We start from the raw sequence: 15,988 nt of genomic DNA on the forward strand, positions 1-15,988 counted from the left end.
AGCGGGGGCGGACGCGTTCCGCCCCCGCTGATGTTTCGCGCGATGCGGTTCCGCCTGTCCGACCGTCAGGTCGGCATCCTGTTCATGCTGCCCTTCCTCATCACCGCCGCCACCTTCATCGTCTGGCCGGTGACGGAGGCGATCCGGCTTGCCTTCTACCAGTACAACCCGCTGCGCCCCGATGACCTCCATTGGGTCGGGCTCGACAATTTCGAGCGCATCCTCGACGACCCGCTGTTCTGGGAGAGCTTCCACCAGGCGCTCGTGTGGACCGGCTGGTCGATCCTGTTCCAGACCGTGCTCGGCGTCGGCATGGCGATGCTGCTGCACACCGCGCTGCCAGGGATCGCGGTCTTCCGCGGGCTGCTGCTGTTCCCCTATATCGTCCCGACCGTGGTGATCGCGCTGAACTGGCGCTGGATCTTCAACTCCGAGATCGGGATCGTGAACCACGCGCTGCTGCGGCTCGGCGTGATCTCGGAGAACATCGCCTGGCTGTCCACCCCGGACATGGCGATGATGTCCGCCATCCTGCTCAACGTGTGGAAGTACACGCCGTTCGTCATCATCTGCGTGCTCGCGCGGCTGCAGACCATTCCGACCGAGCTCTACGACGCGGCCAAGGTGGACGGCGCCGGGGCGATGCGGCGCTTCCTGGACATCACGCTGCCGATGCTGAAGGAGGTACTGGTGGTGGTGATCGTGTTCCGCACGATCTGGACCTTCAACAAATTCGAGGAGATCTACCTGCTCACGCGCGGGGGGCCGGGCACCTCGACCTTCAACCTTGCGGTCTATGCGTTCGAGGAGGGGATGGCGAATCTGCGGCTCGGCGTGGCGGCGGCGACGGGCGTGATCATGATCGTGCTGCTGCTCGCGGGCACGATCGTCTATGTGCGCGTCTCGGGCTTCGGACGCGAGGAGAAGCCGGCATGACCGCGAAGGAGGTCGCAGGCCGCGTCGTGCTCTATGCGCTGCTCGCCGGTGTGACGTTCCTGGTCTGCTTCCCGCTGATCTGGGCATTCTTCACCTCGGTGAAGCCCAAGGACGAGATCTTCCTCTGGCCACCCACGCTCTGGCCCGAGACCTGGACGCTCGAGAACTACCGCGCGCTGCTCGAAGGCAGGGACGCCTACTTCCAGGCCGGCGCCGCCTCGGGCACAGCCGTGCCGCCCTCGGCCTTCTTCATCGACTGGTTCATCAACTCCGTGATCGTCACCATCGGCACCACGATCATCAGCACGGTGGTGTCCACGCTCGCCGCCTATTCGCTCACGCGCTTCCGCTTCCCCGGCCAGCGCTCGGTGCCCTACCTCGCACTGATCGGCTACATGGTGCCCTCGATCATCTTCGTCTTTCCGATGTTCCTGGTGATGGTCGAGCTCAGGCTGACCGACACGCTGCTGTCGCTCATCCTCGGCTATGTCTGCATCACCCTGCCGTTCTGCATGTGGCTGATGTGGGCGTTCTTCCGCGGCGTGCCGATCGAGATCGAGGAGGCGGCGCTGGTGGACGGCGCCTCGCGGCTGCGCGTGTTCTGGGAGATCGTGCTGCCGACCGCCTGGCCCGGCATCGTCGCGGCCGCGATCTTCACCCTGATCGTGTCGTGGAACGACTACCTGTTCGGCCGGGTGTTCATGAACTCGATGGAGAACCTGCCGCTGACCGTCGGGGTGATGCACTTCTTCGACGGCACGCATGTGGATTGGGGATTGATGATGGCCTCCTCGGTGCTGATGACGGTGCCGATGGCGCTGCTGTTCATGCTGCTGCAACGCCACCTGGTCGCCGGCTTCGGCGCCGGCGCGGTGAAGGGCTGAGCGCGATGGATGTGCGCATCGAACGCCTCTCGAAGTCCTTCGGCTCGAACCTGGTGCTGAAGTCGCTCGACCTCACCTTCCCCGAGCGCAGGTTCGTCACCCTGCTCGGCCCCTCGGGCTGCGGCAAGACCACGCTCTTGAGGCTGATCGCCGGGCTCGAACGCGCCTCCGAGGGGCAGATCTACTTCGGCGCCCAGCGTGTGGATCACCTCACCCCGGGCGACCGCAACATCGCCATGGTGTTCCAGTCCTACGCGCTCTACCCGACGATGGATGTGGCGGCGAATATCGGCTACGGGCTGAAGGTGCGCGGCATTCCGCGCGCCGAGCGCGGCGAGAAGGTCGGCGTGGTCGCGCGCGTGCTCGAGATCGCGCATCTGCTCGCGCGCAAGCCGCGCGCGCTCTCGGGCGGGCAGCGCCAGCGCGTCGCACTCGGCCGGGCGATGGCGCGCAAGCCCGACATCTTCCTGATGGACGAGCCGCTCTCGAACCTCGACGCCAAGCTGCGCGCGACCATGCGCGGCGAACTGAAGCGCTTCCACCTGGATCTCGAAACGACCTCGATCTACGTCACCCATGACCAGCTCGAGGCGATGACGATGTCGGATCTGGTCGCGGTGATGGACCAGGGAATCGTGCAGCAATACGCGACGCCCGAGGAGGTCTATGACCGCCCCGCCAACCTGTTCGTCGCCGGCTTCATCGGCAGCCCGCCGATGAACTTCGCCGAGGTCGAGGTCGCGAGTGTCGGCGACGTGCCGGTGCTGCGCCTTGCCGGCCGCACGATCCCGGCGCCCGCGCAGTTCGACCTCGCCGCCGCGCCGCGCCGCCTCGTGCTCGGCATCCGCCCGCAGGACGTGCGCATCGCCTCCGCCGATGATCCCCACGCGATCCCGGGCACGGTCTGGATGACGGAGCTGATCGGCTCGGAGCGCCTGATCGAGGTCGAGATCGCGCCGAAGCTCCGCATCACCGCCGAGGTGAAGAGCGAGATCCGCGCCGAACTGAACGCGCCGGCCGCGGTCGCGTTCGACCCGGCCAAACTGCACCTGTTCGACCCTGAAACAGGACGCGCTCTCCCCCGGCGGGAATGATCAAGGGGATCCGGCCGCCGGCGCAGCCATGCCGGTAAGCCGCTCGAGCACCGCGAACAGCGCATCCGGCTCGACCGGCTTGGTCAGGAACGCATCCATCCCGGCGCTGAGGCAGCGGTCGCGGTCGGAGGGCAGGGCGAAGGCGGTGACCGCGACGATCGGCACCTGTCCGGCAGCGCCCGCGAGGTCACGGATGGCGCGTGTCGCGGCGATCCCGTCCACCACCGGCATCTGCACGTCCATCAGCACGATGTCGAACGGGCCGTCCTGCTGGACCGCACGGAGCGCCTGGGCGCCATCCTCCGCGGTTGCGACGCGCCAGCCGGCACGCTCCAGAAGACGCTGCATCAGCGTCCGGCTGATGCCGTTGTCCTCCGCGACCAGGACACGGCCCGGGCGACGCACGGCCGGCTCCGCGCGCGCGCGTTCGCGCGTGCACGTGGCGAGCGTCGCGGCGATCGCGTCGCGCGGCGCCGGCACGACCAGAGTGTCATCGAACGCCGCCGCCGGCTCGCCCGACGCCGTGGCCAGGATCACCGCGCCGACGCCGAGCCGCCGCAGCCCGAGCGCGACGCCCGCGTCGGCCTCCGGATCGCCCGAGGCGGCGATGATCGCCGCGTCATAGGGGCGCCGCGCGGCCGCCGCGAACCCGGCGCGCTGCAAGGCCTCCTCCGGCGCCGCGGCCGCATCGACCGGGACCCGAAGCCGTGCGCAGGCCGAGACCAGCGCCTCGCGGCTCGCCGCGCGCGGCTCGGCGACCAGGACCCGCCCCGGGAACGGCGGCGGGCGGGCGGTGGCCGCCTCGCGCGGCAGCGGCAGACTGGTCGTGAAGGCCGTGCCGCCACCGGGATGGCTCGCGACCGTGATGGTTCCACCCATCAGCCCGACCAGGTCACGCGCGGTCGAGAGCCCGAGCCCGGTGCGGGGCTGGCCGCGCGGCTGTGCGGGATCGGCCTCGGCGAAACGTTCGAAGATGCCGGCCTGCCGCTCCGGCGCGATCCCAGGTCCGGTGTCCGCGACCACCATGTCGAGCGCCTCGGCGGCCTCGATCCGGACCACCACCGATCCCGAGGCGGTATGGCGCACCGCGTTGTCGACCAGCGTCGCCAGGACCTGGCGGACGCGGTCCGGATCGCCGCGGCGCGGCTGCACAGCGCCCTCTCCCAGCACCAGGGCGAGCTCCAGCCCCTTGGTCCGCGCCTCCTCGGCCCTGGCCGCGACCACCTCCTCGGCGAGCGCAGCCGGCTCGAACGTCGCCTCGGCCAGCGCGAGCGTGCCGGTCTCGAGCTGCGCGGCATCGAACAGCGCCTCGATCATCGTGGTCAGGCTGCGCGCGCAGTGCTGCACCGTCTCGGCCTGCTCGCGTTGCTGGGCGGAGAGTGCGCTGTCCAGCAGCAGGCGGTTCATGCCGAGCACGCCGTTCAGGGGCGTGCGCAGTTCGTGGCTGATCGCGGCGAGGAAATCGCTCTTGGCGCGGCTCGCGCGCTCCGCCTCGGTGCGGGCGGCCTCGAGCTCGGCCACTTTCGCGGCGAGGTCGCGCGCCTGCACCGCGACCACCGCACGCGCCTCGTCCGCCCGGCCCAGCGTGCGCGCCATCAGCACCGCGACGAACCCGAGCATCAGGAACAGCCCGGAGGCGGCGACGACCTCGGCGCGCGAGGTCTCCCAGAACGCCGCGTCGACGGCACGCGGATCGATCCCGACCGTGACGGCGGTGTTCAGGAATCCAGTCGGGACCACCACCACGTCCCGCGTCACGCCGTCGTCATGCGGCACCGCGTCGATCCGGCCGGCGGCGGCGAACCGCCCGTCGCTCGCGGCACGCGGGCGCTCTGCGGTGACAGGAGGATCGAGTTCGGGCTGGCTGACCAGGACCGAGCCGTCCGCGCGCACGAGCCGGACCAGCGGCCGCCAGGGCAGCGCGACCGAGCGGAACAGATCCTGGAAGGATGCGTGATCCAGGGTGGCGACCGCCACCCCGTCCATGGCGCGCCAACTCGGGCCGAGGCGGCGGCTCAGCACGATCACGCGCCGCCCATTGGCCGGGTCGGCGATCGGCCCGGCGAGGTAGAGCCCGGCCGGCGCGGTGGCATGGTGGCGGAAGAAGCGCTGGTCGTGGACCGGGGGCGGCGGCGGGCCGAGCTGCGAGCCGACCACCACGGCACCCTCGGGATCGGCGATGAACACCGTGTTCAGCCACGGGATCGTCTCGGCGAAATCCACCAGCACGCGGCGGATGCCGGGGCGGTTCTGGCCCCACGGGTCGCCGGCGTCGATCGTGTCGAGGGTCAGCGCGGCGATGCGGAGGTTCTCGCCGACCTGGCGCGCCCACGCCCGCGCGGCCTGCTCGGCGAGCCCGAACGCCTCCGCCCGTGCCCGCGCGCGCTGGTCGAGCAGGGCCCAGCCGATGAAGGCGCCGAGTGCGAACTGCACGAGCACAAGCGCCGCAAGCAGGCCCAGCCGGCGTGGCCGGCGCAGCCGTGAAGATGCGATCGGTGTCTCCTCCGGCGCGTCCATGGGTGCGATCCAGTCGCCGTCTCCGCTCCCGGCCGACGGCCGGAGCCCCGCGAGACTAGGACAGATGCCGGCACGCATGCACCTGCGCGGCACCATGGGACCGCGCGAGCGGCGCGCGCTACCCCGACGGACGGAGCGCGGAGACGATCTCGTCCTCGCCGGTGCGGATCAGGTACTCCGGCACGCCGAGCGGACGGGTGCGGCTGGCAGGGATGGCGGAACGGAACGGGCGGTCGCCGATGCGGCGACGGAAATCCGCGCGCGCGGCCTCGCGCAGCGCCGGATCGGTCATGAGGTCGAAGCCGGCAGCGGCCAGCACCGCCGCCGTCGCGATCGAACTCTTGTCGCCGATGGACATGCCGCCGCAGGCCGTCACCGGCCAGGTGTGCAGCCCGACGCCAAGCGGCATGGTCGGCCAGGCGAAGACGCCGGTCGGCGTCTGCCAGCTCACATCGCCGAGATCGGTGGAGCCGCCCGAGCCGCCATCCGTCACGAAGGGAATGAGCCGCGTCGCCATGCCGGCCTCGCGCAGCCCCATCTCCTTCTGGCAGGTGCGGGCGAAGGCCTGTTCCTCCGCGGTCCAGTCGAGCGGCACCGTTTCGAGGTGGCGGTAGAGCAGCCGGGCGAGCGGCTCGTTCGGCATCAGGTCGTGGGTGCCGAAGAACGCATCCGCCTCGGCGCGCGTCTGCGTCGCCATCGCGGCGCCCTCCGCGATCTGCTGCATCCAGTCCATCATCGCCTGGACCTTCGGCATGTCGCGGTCGCGCACCACGATCCAGATCTGGGCGAAGTCGGGGACGACATTCGGCGCGGTGCCGGCACGTTCGTAGATGTAGTGGATGCGTGCGGTGGGCAGGACATGCTCGCGCATCATCTGGATGCCGAGGCCGAAGAGCTCGGCCGCCTTCAGCGCGCTGCGGCCTTCCCAGGGCGCATTGCCGGCATGGGCGCTGCGGCCATGGAACATGACCTTGGCCTTCTGGAGCGCATTCTGCCAGACGATGCCCGCGCCGCCGACGGGGGCCGGATGCCAGGCGAGGGCGGCATCGAGATCGGCGAAGAGGTCCTCGCGCGCCATGTAGACCTTCGCACCCTCCACCTCCTCCGCGGCACAGCCATAGATGCGGATGGTGCCGGGCGCGCCGGCCTCCTGCATCATGCGCTTGAGCGCGAAGGCTGCACCGGTGCAGCCGGCGCCGATCATGTTGTGGCCGCAGCCATGTCCGACCTCGGCCCCGGTCGGGCCCGGCACCTGGCGCGGCTCGGCGGCGTTGCCGAGGCTCGGCAGCGCGTCATACTCCGGCAGATAGCCGATCTTCGCCCCGCCGCTGCCCTGGCTCCACTCGGCCAGAAAGGCGGTCGGCACGCCGGCGGTGCCGCGGCTGACGATGCGGAAGCCCTGCGCCTCGATCTCGCGGATGTGGATCTCGGAGGATTTCGCCTCGTGCAGCGAGAGTTCGGGCGTGGCCCAGACCTCGCGCGAGATGCGCAGGATCGGCTCGCGCACCGCCTCCACCGCACGGGCCGCCATGGCGGCCGAGGGCGGCGGCGTGCCCGGACCCGCGGCGGCCGGGGATGGCGGCTGCGCCTGCGCGAGCACGCTGTCTGCGCCCGCCAGCGCTGCGGCGCCGCCTGTGGCCGTCGCAGCCAGCAGGGTACGACGATCAAGTCCGCCATGTGGCTCAGTCGGCACGATGAACTCCCCGTGTGCTTTGAGGGACGGATCGCCGGGGGCCCGCATCACGCCCCCGGAACATAGAGCGGCAAGGAAAAGCCGAAGAACACCGCGTCACCCCTGAGGCGCCGGGTGGTGTCGATCTCGCGGAAGTAGCGGATGCGCGCCGTCACCGGCAGCCTGCCGAGGCGGAACTCGTATCCCGCCGCCGCGCCGACAGCCCAGGCGCTGCCGCGGAACGGACCCAACCGCGCGCCCACGCCGCTGTCGCCGGAGAGCTGACGATAGTGGTACCCCGTGGGCCCGAGCGAGATGCCGTTGTCGAACCGGTAGGTCGCCGACCAGTCCCAGTGGAACTCGCTGCCGGTCCGGTATCGCGTGGCGCGGTTCTCCCGGTTGACGGTGACGCCGATCGCATGGGTGAGATCGATGCCGATCGCCGGATCGAACCAGGTGAGCGCGCCGAACAGATCCAGGGCGCCCCGGTTCTTCGCCACATTGGCAAGGCGGCCCCGGCGGTAGTCACCGATCGGGAGGAACGCCGTGACGCCGGCCTGCCAGTGGAGCGCCCCCGAACGCCAGCCGAGGAAGGCGCCGACCGGCGGATCAGCGACGGTGGTGAGGGTGTCGGCGACGGCGAACGGTCCGAGTCGGCCTGCCACACTGACGCGCCCAGCGGAACGGTCAGGGTGAAGCCGAGGCGACCGCCGAGAATCTCGACCGGCGTCACGCCGAGCAGCGTCGGGATATTGACCCCGGCGCACACGCGCGCGCGGCCGACGATCCGCCCGCCGTCGAGCGGCACCTCGTCGCCGATGCGGCCGTTGTAGAGATAGAACTGGTTCGACAGGAACAGCCCGGGCGGGGGTGTCATGCCGGCGCCGGGCCCGCGGAGGCCGAGGACGTCGACACCGGATGCGCGCTCCGCGGCCTGGACGTCAGACGCGAGGGAGACGACTGCCAACGCCACCGCAACGATCGCTGCCCGGACAGGCATGGCATCTCCGATGTGGCCGGCCGCCACGATGTCGGCCATGGCCGCGGGACTGTCCGGCATGAGTCAGCCGAGGAGGAGCATTCCCTGGCTTCATGCCCGCTGCGCCGCGGCAGTGTGCTGGCCGTGGAGCCGCAAGGGCTCGGGGGCGCACAGCCCAACTCAACCTTGAATTTCCGGGACTGTGCCGGAGGCGTTCGCGCCCTGTCCAGGCGAAACCCATGACCGGCTCATGCCACGCGGCCGGCGAACGGCGCCGCCCCGGCGCGGGCCGGCGGCCCTGTCCGGGCAGGCATCCGATGCCCCCGCCACGATCCGTCGGGCGGGCGCTCGCGCGCCCGGCTGGGGGGTCGATGGACTCGTCCCCGTCCTTGCAGCGGGGCAGCAGCAGCGTCAGCCTGCCGGCAGGATCACCTTGGCGATCGCGGTGTGATCGGCGCCGGCGCCGAGCTCGTCGGCCGCCGCGCGCCAGCGCCGCGCCATCTCGGCCGCGAGCGGCGCGTCCACGCCGATCCCGTCCGCGAGCGCGCCGGCCGTCGCGAGGTCCTTGGCCATCAGCCCGATCGAGAATCCCGAACCGAACCCGCCCGAGAGGATGTGCTGCTTCAGCTTCACCTCGGTGGAGTTGTTGCGTCCGGTGGAGGCGTTCAGCACATCGACCATCGTTGCGGGATCGAGCCCGAACCGCGCGCCGACCGCGACCGCTTCGATCGCCGCGACCAGGCCGGCCGCCGAGACGTAGTTGTTCAGCGCCTTCATCGCGTGGCCCGCGCCGGGCGGGCCGCAGCGGAAGACGTGTTTGCCCATGGCCGCGAACAGCGCCTCGGCACGGTCGATCGCTGCGGCCTCGCCGCCCGCCATGATCGCGAGCGTGCCGTCGATCGCGCGCGCGACACCACCCGAGACCGGCGCGTCGACCAACGCAATGCCGCGTGCGGCGAGCGCGGCGTGGAGGTCGCGCGTGGCGAGCGGATCGGAGGAGGACATGTCGATCACCAGCGTCTCGGGCGTCAGCGACGCCGCGACCGCCGGGTCTTCCAGCGCGGCCCGCACTGCCTTGCCGTCCGGCAGCATGGTGATGACGGCGGCCGCCTCCCGGCACGCCTCGGCGGCGGCAGCGGCGAGCGGGATGCCGGCGGCCGCGGCGGCGAGCCGCGCCGGCGGGGCGAGGTCCCAGCCGCGCAGCGCGAAGCCGGCGCCGACCAGCCGCGCGGCCATCGGCACGCCCATCTTGCCGAGGCCGATGAAGGCGATCGCGGCGGGCGGCGTGATCGCGCCTGACACGGCTCAGATCCCGCGCGCCTTGAACACCTCCTGCGCGACCTTGAAGGCATCCAGGCTCGCCGGCACGCCGCAGTACACGAACGCCTGCAGGCAGACCTCCTTGATCTCCGCCTTGGTGATGCCGTTCTCGAGCGCGCCACCGATGTGCAGGCGGAGCTCGTTCGGTCGGTTGAGCGCGATCAGCATCGCCATGTTCAGGAAGCTGCGCGTGCGCCGATCGAGCCCCGGGCGATTCCAGATGATCCCCCAGCAGTACTGGGTGGTGAACTCCTGGAACGCCTCCATGAAGTCGTCGGCCTTGGCGATCGAGGACTCGACATACTCCTTGCCGAGCACCGCCTTGCGGACCTCGAGCCCCTTGTCGAACAGCGTCTGGTTGAAGAACGGATCCTGCGGCATCGGCGTCTCCCGTGATGGCGTTGGCGCGCGCGGATGGTCGGGGGGCGGCCCGGCCCGGTCAACCGGGGGCGAGGCCGAGCTGCGCGCGGAACCGGGTCGCGAGATACGCCCCGTCCCGCGCCGGCAGCGCCTTGGGTGTGGGCTCGGCGCCGATGATCGCGCGCACCAGGCCGGGGCCCGCCGGCGTGGCAAGGCGCGGCCGGATCGCCTCGATCCCGGCCATGTCGCGCACGGTCTCGGACCAGGCGAAGCCGCACGCTTCGGCGACGCGCGGCAGGTCGGTGCCGAGGCTGGTGTGGCTCGGCTGCATGCCGGTCTCGCCGAAATGCCCGTTGTCGAGCACCACCACGAGCAGGTTCGCGGGCCGCTGCGCGCCAATGGTCGCCAGCGCGCCGAGCCCCATCAGCGCCTCGCCGTCGCCGGTCAGCACGAGGATAGGGCGGTCGGGCTGCGCGAGCGCGAGCCCCAGCCCGATCATTGCCGCGCCGCCCATGGCACCCCAGAGATAGAAGTTCGCGTCGTGGTCGCCGGCGGCGAAAAGGTCGTAGCCAGGGGTGCCGAGCCCGGCCACCACCAGCAGATCCGCCGGCCGGTCGGCCATCAGCGCGCGCACCGCCGCGCGCCGCTCCAACATCGCGCTCACTTCCACACCTTCCGCCCGATCAGCCGCTGCGACAGCAGCACCGCCACCGCCTGTGACGCGCCATAGGCCAGCGCGGCCGCCGCCTCCACCGTCTCGGCCGCGTCCTCGCCCCGCTCCACCCGCTGCACCGCCACCCCCATCGCTTCCAGCACGGTCGCGGTCGCGCGGCTCATCGGCACCTGCCACGGATTGAACTCGGCCCACTCGCCGCGCATGGTCACCAGCGTCAGGAACGGCGCGCCGCAGTTGCGGATCAGGCTCAGCATGTTGATGCAGTTGCCGACCCCGGAGGACTGCATCAGCAGCACCGCGCGCGCCCCACCGAGCCAGGCGCCGACACACGCAGCGACACCCTCCTCCTCGGTGGTGAGCGGCACCGCGCGCATCCGCGGATGCGCGTGCGCGCGCGTGATCAAGGTCGCGTGCCCGGCATCCGGGACGTAGTGCACCTGGGTGACGCCGGCGGCTTCGAGCGCGGCAAACACCTCGTCCTTCCAGGCGGCCGAGGCGGTATCGGCCGGGACTGCGTGATCCAAGGCGGTTCCTCCCTGCGAGGCCCGCAGCATTACCCCGGACGCCGCGAATGCCAACCCGGGCGGTGTTCGTCGCGGATGGTGTTGATCGTGGACGAACTAGGCTTTTTATCCTATAAGGACTGAAGTCCGGCGCGACCGCCCCCTCCCCGCCCGGAACGGAGCCGTCATGCCCGCCCGCCTGCTCGTCCTGCTCCTCCTCCCATCCCCCGTCCTCGCCCAGCAGGTCATCGTCGGCGGCTCGGCCGCGGCCGCCGCGCCCGAGGCGGCCTGGTTGGTCGGCGGCGGGATCGGCCTGATCCTCACCCTGCTCGCGACACTGATCATCCTGCTGCACCGCTCGATCCGCCGCTCGGCGGAGTGGTGCGGCGAGCCCCTGCCGGGTGCCAGCGCCGCCGACGTGCAGGAGGCGCGGCTCAGGGCCTTCGCGCTGGTGCACGGGATGCCGCTCGGCGTGCCGGAGGGGACGGTGCGCGCCTGTATCGGCCTGTTCATCATCATCCTCGGCGTCGCTGCGATCGTGTTCCAGCGCCAGCTCGGCCTCGGCACCACCGGCGAGCTCGCCGGGCTGCTCGGCACCGTGCTCGGCTTCTATTTCGGCACCCGCTCGACCTCCGGCGACCGCGAGGCCGCGCGCGAGGCGACCCGCACCGCGGCCGAGAAGACGGCCGAGGCGGCCTCTGCCCACCAGCGGGCGGACGCTGCGCTCGCGCGCGAGGGCGAGATCCGCGCCGAGGCCGCACACACGATCGAGTCGGACTCGAAGGCCCGCGCGACCCTCGCCAGCGCCGAGCGGATCGCCTCGAACGCGCGCACCATCGCCGAGGTGGTCGCCTCGGTGGCACCCGACCTGCCGCTCGCGCGCACGGCCGCACGCGTCACCACGCTCGCCGACACGGCGCTCACGGTGGTCAGGAGCACCGCCGCGGGCGCGGTCGACACCGGCGCGGTCGCCGAGGCGGCGAGCCGCGCCTCGTCGCTGGTCGCCGAGATCACCGGCGACGATCCGCTCGCCAAGCTCGTCTCCACCGCCACGGGTGGGCTCTCCGGCGCGCTTCGGGGAGCCACCGGACTGGTCGCAACGATCGGGGGTCCGCTCGGGCTGGCCGGCGCGGTGCTCATGGGCGCGGCCGGCGCGTTCCGGATCGGCACCGAGCACTACCGACGCTGGGTCGCGCGCGTACTCGACCGGCCCTACGGGCTCGATCTCTATCCGGAAGGGTTGTCGGATGCGGCGATGGCGCTCGCCGCGCTGGAGGTCGCGCCGATCTTCCGCCGCGTCTACGGCGAGACGATCCTGAGCCCCCGCGATCTCGCCGCCGCGCGCGCCCTGCTCGCGACCACGCTCCGCCCCGAGGCGGCGACGCTGATCCCGGCTGGCGACGGCGCGCTGCGCCCCGCGCCCGTCGGCGAGGGGGGCGCCTTCGCCACCACGACCGAGCTCGAGGAGGGCATCCAGCAGTTCCGCCGCGCGGTGCTCGAGCGGATCCTCGACCAGACCGACAGCGCGCCGGTGACCGTGCCCCTGCCGACCGGGCCGGTCGCCGTGCCGCAGGCGGCGCTCCGCGCCGCCGTCGATGCCGCGCGCGAGGACCCGGGCGGGGCGGCAGCGCTCGACCAGCTCGCCATGGCCGGCGCGAGGCTCGCGCACGAGCCGGGCGTGGACATCGCCGATTCGCTCGCCCGTGCCGCCAAGGAAACCACCTGATGCGCCCTGCCCTCGCCCTGGCCCTGCTGCTCGCCGCCTGCGGCACCGCGCGTGAGCTCGACCGGCTGAAGGATCTCAACGCCGCCGGCGACCTCGCCGCGATCGCGGCCACGCAGGTGGACTGCACCGGGCCGAACGATCCCGCCTGTCTGCAGGCGCGCGAGATCAAGGCGAATGCCTGCCTGCGCCTCGGCACGGCGGCCCTCGCACCGGGCTCGGGCCGCGCTGCGGAAGCGCCCGCGCAGTTCGACTGCGCGATCGCGAACTATCGCGTTGCCGTCGTCGCCGGGCCGCAGCCGCTGCCGGCCGCCGATCGTTCGCGGCTCGCGGCCGGCCATCTGCTGGCGCTGCGCGAGCGGCGCGACCAGGCGCGCAGCGCCGCCGAAGCGATTCCGCTGAACGCGGCGCTGGCGGAGGAGGCGGCACGCGCGCGCACCGCCGCGCCGGCATCTGCGCTCGGCTTCTACTACGGCGCCTCGGCGGCCCATGCGCGCGCCGCGCTCGGCCCCGAGACGGCGCTCGCGCGGTGCCCGCCGCTCGGCGAGGCGCAGCACCTGCTCACGCGCGCGCCGGCGCCGGATGCCGGCCTCGCCCCCGCTCTCGCTGCGCTCGCGCGCGCGGTCGGCACCGAGCGACGGAGATTCGCATGCCCCTGAACCGTTTCGTCGGCGTGCCACGCTACGAGCGCGCGCTGCGCCTCACCCTGCCCTACATGCGCGGCACCGACGTGCGCTCCGTACAGGCGCGGCTGATCGAGCGCGACCCAGAGGTGGCGCGCCTCGTCGGCGCCGCCGACGGGCTGTTCGGCCCGGCCACCGAGCGCGCGGTGATCGCGTTCCAGCGCCGCTACCGCGACCGCTACGGACTGGAGGTGGACGGCGTGGTCGGGCCGATGACCTGGGGCGCGCTGTTCGCGCCCGCGGAGACGGACGACGGCGAGGTGAAGCACGTTGTGGCACTGACCGCGCACACCGCCTCCACCGCCGCGGTGCTGCGCGACGCGCTGCCGCAGATCACGCGGCCGCATCGCGTGTTCACCGACAGCGTCGCCTGGGCGCTCACCCGCGAGGGCGTCGCGATCGACGGCGCGCCCCCCGCCGGCACGCCGGGCGAGCCGCGCACCATCCGCGCGCTGCTCGCGCACCGCGTGGTGGGCCCGGCGATCCTGCAGGTCGCCGCCGAGGAGGGCGTGCCGGTGGAACTCGTGCTCGCGACCATCGCCACCGAGTCCGCCGGCGGCCGGCGCTCGGTCGATGACGCGATCGGCGCGCGCCGCGAGGAACCGGGATATGTCTCCGACGAGGCGACACCCCACCGCGTCTCGGTCGGGCTCACCCAGACGCTGATCAGCACCGCGCGCGAGGTGATGAAGGACCCGACGATCGGCGATGCTTGGTTGCGCGTGCCCGAGAACGCGATCCGCGCCGGCGTCGGCTATATCCGCCGCCAGGCGCCGCGCACGCGGCTCGATCCGCCCGTGGTCGCCTGCGCCTACAACGCGGGCGATGTCTACTACCAGGGCGGAACGGCCAACCGCTGGAAGATGCGCCAGTATCCGATCGGCACCGGCGCGCATGCGGATCGGTTCGTGGCCTTCCTCAACGATGCGATGCGCGTGATCCGCACCGATCGCGTCGCGCTCGGGGCCGCGCCGGCCTTCGCCCTGCTGCTCGAACGCGTGGCGGCCTGATGCAGCCGTTCAGGGCTCGCCGCGCACGACCCCGTCGCGGATGAACACCCGGAACGGCGTGGTGCCGGAGGCGTCGCTCTCCAGCGAGCGCCAGCGCCCATTGGTGCAGAGAACGCCGCCCTGCACCGGCACGGCATCGAACACCACCTCGTTGCGATGCACCGTGCCGTCCGGCTCGACGGCCTGGAACGCGGTGGTGCAGCGATCTCCCGTCACCACCGGCCGGTAGCCCTCGATCATCACCCCGCCGCCGCCCGTGCTCGGGAAGCGCGGCTGCACCTCCGGCCACGCGCCATAGTCCTCGCTCGCTGTCGCGCCCCACGGGAGCACCAGGAGAGCCAGCAGCATCCGTTGCATCGCGCATCCTCCATCCGTCGTGGCAGGACTACGCGCGACCGGCACGATCGGATGCAGCCTCATGCCGGCCTGCCGAAGGTTTCACCCTCGGCGGGCCGGCATGAAGGGGTTGTCTCGCGCGTGGCCGCCCCGCCAGCCCCACGCGCGATACCCGGCTGCCAAAGGTCAAACCTTTGGCAGCCGGGTATCAGGCGGCGATCCCCTGCACGCCCTTGGTGGTGCTGTACTCGAAGTGCAGCGCCTGGTCGGGGAAGACGAGCGGGTGGATCGCGTGCGCGGCCATCGCCGCCTCGCTGAACCCCTGGAGGATCAGCTTCAGCTTGCCCGGGTAGGTCGCGATGTCGCCGATCGCGAACACGCCCGGCACGTTGGTGGCGCAGGTCGCGGGATCGATGCGGACATGCGTGCGATCGAGTGCCAGGCCCCACTCGGCGATCGGCCCCAGCTCCATCGCGAGGCCGAAGAAGCAGAGCAGCGCATCCGCGGGCAGCGAGCGCACCTCCCCCTTCAGCGTCGCGACCTCCACCGCCTCCAGCACGCCGCGCGTGCCGCGCAGCCCGTGCAGCTGGTACGGCACCACCATCGCCACCTTGCCGTCCGCCGCCAGCGCCTCCAGGCGCACGACACTCTCCGGCGCGGCGCGGAACTTCGCGCGCCGGTGCACCACCTGCACCGCCGCCGCGACCTCGGCGAGACTGACCGCCCAGTCGACCGCGGAATCGCCGCCGCCCGCGATCACCACGCGCTTGCCACGGAATTCCTCGCGCCGCTGCACGGCGTAGAACACCGAGCGTCCCTCGAACGCCTCGATCCCATCGAGCGGCGGGCGATTGGGCCCGAACGCGCCGGCGCCGGCGGCGATCACCACCGCCCTGGCCAGGATCGCGTCGCCCGCCGAGGTGCCGACCCTGAGCCGCCCGTCAGGCTCGCGCGCGAGGCGCACCACCTGCCGCCCGAGCCGGTAGTCAGGCCGGAACGGGGCCGCCTGCGCGATCAGCGCCTCGATCAGGCCGGAGGCGCTGATGGAAGGATGGGCGGGGATGTCGTAGATCGGCTTCTCGGGGTAGAGCGCGATGCATTGCCCGCCGATCGCATCCAGCGCATCCACCACCACGCAGCGCATCCTGAGCATGCCGCACTCGAACACCTGGAACAGGCCGACCGGCCCCGCCCCCACGATGCACACATCGGTCTCGGTCGGCGCGGCCATTCTCGTCTCCTGCGTCACGGCCTGCCATAGATACGCCCCGCCCCCCGTCGCGCAAGCGCGGCCG

The 15,988-nt window shown here is 72.1% G+C and carries 15 protein-coding genes; 6 read left to right on the forward strand and 9 right to left on the reverse strand.

Annotated features, from left to right (window positions below):
- Window positions 1-42 precede the first annotated feature (42 nt).
- From ACTIFU_RS03260 to ACTIFU_RS03270, 3 genes are read left to right on the forward strand one after another with little or no spacing between them, the layout of a single operon-like run.
- A complete protein-coding gene (locus ACTIFU_RS03260; RefSeq protein WP_439576855.1) occupies window positions 43-936 on the forward strand; it encodes a carbohydrate ABC transporter permease in 894 nt (297 codons plus the stop codon).
- Window positions 933-1,820 (forward strand): carbohydrate ABC transporter permease, encoded by an 888-nt coding sequence (locus tag ACTIFU_RS03265; RefSeq protein WP_439576856.1) that lies wholly within the window; start codon window positions 933-935, stop codon window positions 1,818-1,820. Before ACTIFU_RS03260 ends, ACTIFU_RS03265 begins: the two co-directional genes overlap by 4 nt.
- A gap of 5 nt (window positions 1,821-1,825) precedes the next feature.
- Window positions 1,826-2,914 carry an ABC transporter ATP-binding protein gene (locus ACTIFU_RS03270; protein WP_439576857.1) on the forward strand — a complete coding sequence of 363 codons (1,089 nt, stop codon included), beginning with the start codon at window positions 1,826-1,828 and terminating at the stop codon, window positions 2,912-2,914.
- On the opposite strand, the gene ACTIFU_RS03275 is transcribed toward ACTIFU_RS03270, so the two are convergent.
- The 7 genes from ACTIFU_RS03275 to ACTIFU_RS03305 all read right to left on the reverse strand — a co-directional run bounded on the left by ACTIFU_RS03275 (window position 2,915) and on the right by ACTIFU_RS03305 (window position 10,962).
- On the reverse strand, window positions 2,915-5,431 hold the full coding sequence (locus tag ACTIFU_RS03275; protein WP_439576858.1) for an ATP-binding protein: 2,517 nt from the start codon (window positions 5,429-5,431) through the stop codon (window positions 2,915-2,917).
- 118 nt (window positions 5,432-5,549) lie between these two features.
- Complete coding sequence (locus ACTIFU_RS03280; RefSeq protein ID WP_439576859.1) at window positions 5,550-7,124, reverse strand: amidohydrolase; 1,575 nt, start codon at window positions 7,122-7,124, stop codon at window positions 5,550-5,552.
- A gap of 47 nt (window positions 7,125-7,171) precedes the next feature.
- Complete coding sequence (locus tag ACTIFU_RS03285; protein ID WP_439576860.1) at window positions 7,172-7,768, reverse strand: SphA family protein; 597 nt, start codon at window positions 7,766-7,768, stop codon at window positions 7,172-7,174.
- A gap of 725 nt (window positions 7,769-8,493) precedes the next feature.
- The gene (locus tag ACTIFU_RS03290) at window positions 8,494-9,384 is read right to left on the reverse strand and encodes an NAD(P)-dependent oxidoreductase (protein ID WP_439576861.1); all 891 of its coding nucleotides are present in this window, start codon (window positions 9,382-9,384) and stop codon (window positions 8,494-8,496) included.
- A gap of 3 nt (window positions 9,385-9,387) precedes the next feature.
- The gene (locus ACTIFU_RS03295) at window positions 9,388-9,783 is read right to left on the reverse strand and encodes a carboxymuconolactone decarboxylase family protein (RefSeq protein ID WP_439576862.1); all 396 of its coding nucleotides are present in this window, start codon (window positions 9,781-9,783) and stop codon (window positions 9,388-9,390) included.
- A gap of 58 nt (window positions 9,784-9,841) precedes the next feature.
- Entirely contained in the window at window positions 9,842-10,417 is a 576-nt protein-coding gene (locus ACTIFU_RS03300; protein ID WP_439576882.1) for a thiamine pyrophosphate-dependent enzyme, read from the reverse strand.
- 5 nt (window positions 10,418-10,422) lie between these two features.
- A complete protein-coding gene (locus ACTIFU_RS03305; RefSeq protein WP_439576863.1) occupies window positions 10,423-10,962 on the reverse strand; it encodes a phosphonopyruvate decarboxylase in 540 nt (179 codons plus the stop codon).
- Between the two features lie 166 nt (window positions 10,963-11,128).
- Between ACTIFU_RS03305 and ACTIFU_RS03310 the strand changes: the two genes are divergently transcribed.
- The 3 genes from ACTIFU_RS03310 to ACTIFU_RS03320 are packed head-to-tail and all read left to right on the forward strand — an operon-like array spanning window position 11,129 to window position 14,357.
- Window positions 11,129-12,667 carry a hypothetical protein gene (locus ACTIFU_RS03310; protein WP_439576864.1) on the forward strand — a complete coding sequence of 513 codons (1,539 nt, stop codon included), beginning with the start codon at window positions 11,129-11,131 and terminating at the stop codon, window positions 12,665-12,667.
- Window positions 12,667-13,323, forward strand: coding sequence for a hypothetical protein (locus tag ACTIFU_RS03315; RefSeq protein WP_439576865.1), 657 nt, complete (start codon window positions 12,667-12,669; stop codon window positions 13,321-13,323). The genes ACTIFU_RS03310 and ACTIFU_RS03315 overlap by 1 nt, the downstream gene beginning before the upstream one ends.
- Window positions 13,314-14,357: a peptidoglycan-binding protein gene (locus ACTIFU_RS03320; protein WP_439576866.1), complete on the forward strand. Its 1,044-nt coding sequence runs from the start codon at window positions 13,314-13,316 to the stop codon at window positions 14,355-14,357. The genes ACTIFU_RS03315 and ACTIFU_RS03320 overlap by 10 nt, the downstream gene beginning before the upstream one ends.
- A 9-nt stretch (window positions 14,358-14,366) precedes the next feature.
- Here the strand turns inward: ACTIFU_RS03320 and ACTIFU_RS03325 are convergent, their stop codons facing one another.
- Together ACTIFU_RS03325 and ACTIFU_RS03330 are read right to left on the reverse strand one after the other, a co-directional pair.
- On the reverse strand, window positions 14,367-14,777 hold the full coding sequence (locus ACTIFU_RS03325) for a hypothetical protein (RefSeq protein ID WP_439576867.1): 411 nt from the start codon (window positions 14,775-14,777) through the stop codon (window positions 14,367-14,369).
- Between the two features lie 124 nt (window positions 14,778-14,901).
- Window positions 14,902-15,924: an NAD(P)/FAD-dependent oxidoreductase gene (locus tag ACTIFU_RS03330; RefSeq protein WP_439576868.1), complete on the reverse strand. Its 1,023-nt coding sequence runs from the start codon at window positions 15,922-15,924 to the stop codon at window positions 14,902-14,904.
- Window positions 15,925-15,988: the final 64 nt, after the last annotated feature.

The sequence above is a fragment of the Elioraea sp. genome (assembly GCF_051860475.1).
In the GTDB taxonomy this organism is placed as follows: domain Bacteria; phylum Pseudomonadota; class Alphaproteobacteria; order Acetobacterales; family Acetobacteraceae; genus Elioraea.

Excerpts from the sequence above, each read along its gene's own strand:
- ACTIFU_RS03300 (WP_439576882.1), bottom strand. The coding sequence starts at position 10,417 with ATGTTGGAGCGGCGCGCGGCGGTGCGCGCGCTGATGGCCGACCGGCCG.
- ACTIFU_RS03275 (WP_439576858.1), bottom strand. The coding sequence starts at position 5,431 with ATGGACGCGCCGGAGGAGACACCGATCGCATCTTCACGGCTGCGCCGG.
- ACTIFU_RS03260 (WP_439576855.1), top strand. The coding sequence starts at position 43 with ATGCGGTTCCGCCTGTCCGACCGTCAGGTCGGCATCCTGTTCATGCTG.
- ACTIFU_RS03320 (WP_439576866.1), top strand. The coding sequence starts at position 13,314 with ATGCCCCTGAACCGTTTCGTCGGCGTGCCACGCTACGAGCGCGCGCTG.
- ACTIFU_RS03325 (WP_439576867.1), bottom strand. The coding sequence starts at position 14,777 with ATGAGGCTGCATCCGATCGTGCCGGTCGCGCGTAGTCCTGCCACGACG.
- ACTIFU_RS03270 (WP_439576857.1), top strand. The coding sequence starts at position 1,826 with ATGGATGTGCGCATCGAACGCCTCTCGAAGTCCTTCGGCTCGAACCTG.
- ACTIFU_RS03295 (WP_439576862.1), bottom strand. The coding sequence starts at position 9,783 with ATGCCGCAGGATCCGTTCTTCAACCAGACGCTGTTCGACAAGGGGCTC.
- ACTIFU_RS03265 (WP_439576856.1), top strand. The coding sequence starts at position 933 with ATGACCGCGAAGGAGGTCGCAGGCCGCGTCGTGCTCTATGCGCTGCTC.
- ACTIFU_RS03330 (WP_439576868.1), bottom strand. The coding sequence starts at position 15,924 with ATGGCCGCGCCGACCGAGACCGATGTGTGCATCGTGGGGGCGGGGCCG.
- ACTIFU_RS03310 (WP_439576864.1), top strand. The coding sequence starts at position 11,129 with ATGCCCGCCCGCCTGCTCGTCCTGCTCCTCCTCCCATCCCCCGTCCTC.
- ACTIFU_RS03315 (WP_439576865.1), top strand. The coding sequence starts at position 12,667 with ATGCGCCCTGCCCTCGCCCTGGCCCTGCTGCTCGCCGCCTGCGGCACC.